Genomic DNA, 2,287 nt, shown 5'->3' on the forward strand with positions numbered 1-2,287 from the left:
TATAAAAAAATGGTATTTAAAAAAAAAAACCATGGAATGCCCTAAATGTCATAGTAATAAAACTCATAAATATGGTCATCAAAGAGGAAAACAAAGATATAAATGCAACGAATTTGTAATAAAATTTATAGAGGTTAAAACTGAGGGTAGTTACGATTAAAAAAACTAAATTGCTCTGCCTAAAAGTGATGCAGAGGTGTGACCCGTGGCGAATTTAATTACGGGTCAAGCGCACCTAAGCGGTCTTGGTGGTTCGCCCCACTCGCGCTTTGCATCAAGACAATTTTGGAATTATTAATTAGATTTATTATTTATTATTTAAAATATCATGAAATTCCCCTTTCTGATCAAACCATTTTATAATTAATGAACACCATAAATTCAATGGTTTATTGTCAATAAATAAAAAAAATTAATAAAGCTGGCCTTGTCTTGATGCAGTCGCTCATTGGGGTAACCACGGCAGTCGCTCATGGGGGAAGCCCCCAAAACCTCGCTGCATCGCTATTGTGCTTATTGACAATTGCTTTTTCACATATATATATTGTTTATTTAATTTAAAAAACACTATATATATGATTAAAAAAATTAGATGCGTTTACCCTGTACCCTGTAAAAATACCGTAAATTAGCAACGCCGAAAATTCAGTAATTAATGAATAATTAATCTGGGGGGGCGACAAGCGCCCTGTAACCCTTGATATATCTTAAATTGAGCGAATTATGGTAAAAAAAGATAGGTCATAACTTGTCAATACGACCTATCAATTGAAAATGGGACCAGAATTATATCAAAAACATCTAAAAAATCTCCTTTATGAATATCAATTATTGTTTTTATACCTTATAATAATAATTATACAAGACACCAAAAATGTCAAACTTTAAAAAAACGCAGAGTCACTCCCTTTACCCATTAAATTTAGCTCACGACGTAAAAAAGTACAGAGATTTTTGTCGTTACCAGTATTTCAAATAAAAAATTTGTGGTTTCCAATTATTCGAGAATGGACAAATAAAACATTCACTAAAGATCAAAAAATCTATTTGGCTATGGATAGGACTAATTGGTTTGAAGTTACCGTAAGACAGTTGAGCCTTTAATGTCGGCAGGCTATGAGTAAAAGGGGTAATACCAAGTCCGGTTGTCAAAACCCACGTATAATATATAAAAATCGATGGAGACAAAATTTATGCCCAAAAAAGCTGCCCTAGCTAATCATTATAGTTCGGACGAACTGAAACAGAAGTACCTCAAAAGTAAAGATTCAGTGGCCTTTGGGCCACGCTACGCGAACGAATCAAGAAGATGGCATTTACTTTGGAAAGTCTCCTTAGGTTGGACTATTAAGACTAGTGCTATAGCTGTAGGTATTAATTATGATTATGGCAAAGAAATCGTCAAAAAATATAATGATTTTGGATAACAAGGAGTGCAAAATTTAAAAAATAAGCACAGACAGCATAGGGGAGCTAAAAAACCACTACTAAGGGAATATCAACTTAAAAAATTAGCCAAAGAACTAGAATCAAGACCATCAGATGGAGGGAGGTGGACGGGTCCAAAAGTAGCTCGTTGGATAGAAAAAGAAACCAGAGACGAAACCTTAGAGAGTGGAGCCTTATTTCAGATAACTTAAAAATATTACCCATAACCTGTCCCTATAAAGGCTCCACTCTCTTACGGTAACTTCAAAGAGTGAAAAAAGTGTGGAATCAGAGAGGATGGGATTACTTAAAAAAGCTCAGATTATCATGGCAGAGTCCGAGACCCAAACATAGGAAAGGAAATAAAATAGATCAAGATTAATTTATTAAAAACCTACCAATCAAAGTAAAAAAAATTGAACAAGCCCATCCAAACTCAGAAATAAAAATTTGGTTTTTTGATGAACATAGAGTCGGTTTAAAACCGATATTGAGAAGCGATGCAGCGCGGTCTTGGGGGTTTCCCCACTCGCTATTGCATCAAGACAAGGTATGGTCGCGCGTTAGGAGAAAGACCAATTGCGATTGTTCAACATCGCTATCAATGGTTGTATGTCTATGGATTTGTCCAACCGAAGACCGGAAAAACTTTATGGTATTTAATACCCAGAGTAAATACTGAATGGTTAAACCTAGTCTATAAAAGCTTTGCTAAAGATGTAGGCATTTCTCCAAAAAAAAGTGTTGTTAGTAGAAGATAATGCTGGATGGCATCGCAGTAAAAAGCGATGCAGCGCGGTCTTGGGGAGGCAGCGCGGTCTTGGGGGTCTCCCCCATGAGCGACTGCCGTGGTTTCCCC

Annotated in this window: 2 protein-coding genes; both read left to right on the forward strand. The window is 35.9% G+C overall.

The window, feature by feature from the left end; genetic code table 11:
- Nucleotides 1-1,193 precede the first annotated feature (1,193 nt).
- Nucleotides 1,194-1,427, forward strand: a complete 234-nt coding sequence (locus F6K49_RS42300; protein WP_293107346.1) for a helix-turn-helix domain-containing protein — start codon at nucleotides 1,194-1,196, stop codon at nucleotides 1,425-1,427.
- Between the two features lie 281 nt (nucleotides 1,428-1,708).
- Nucleotides 1,709-1,810, forward strand: coding sequence for a winged helix-turn-helix domain-containing protein (locus F6K49_RS53915; protein ID WP_366514302.1), 102 nt, complete (start codon nucleotides 1,709-1,711; stop codon nucleotides 1,808-1,810).
- The last annotated feature ends 477 nt before the right edge of the window (nucleotides 1,811-2,287 follow it).

The organism is Moorena sp. SIO3I6 (assembly GCF_010672095.1).

Coding starts and splice junctions, on each gene's coding strand:
- F6K49_RS42300 (WP_293107346.1), top strand. CDS start 1,194: ATGCCCAAAAAAGCTGCCCTAGCTAATCATTATAGTTCGGACGAACTG.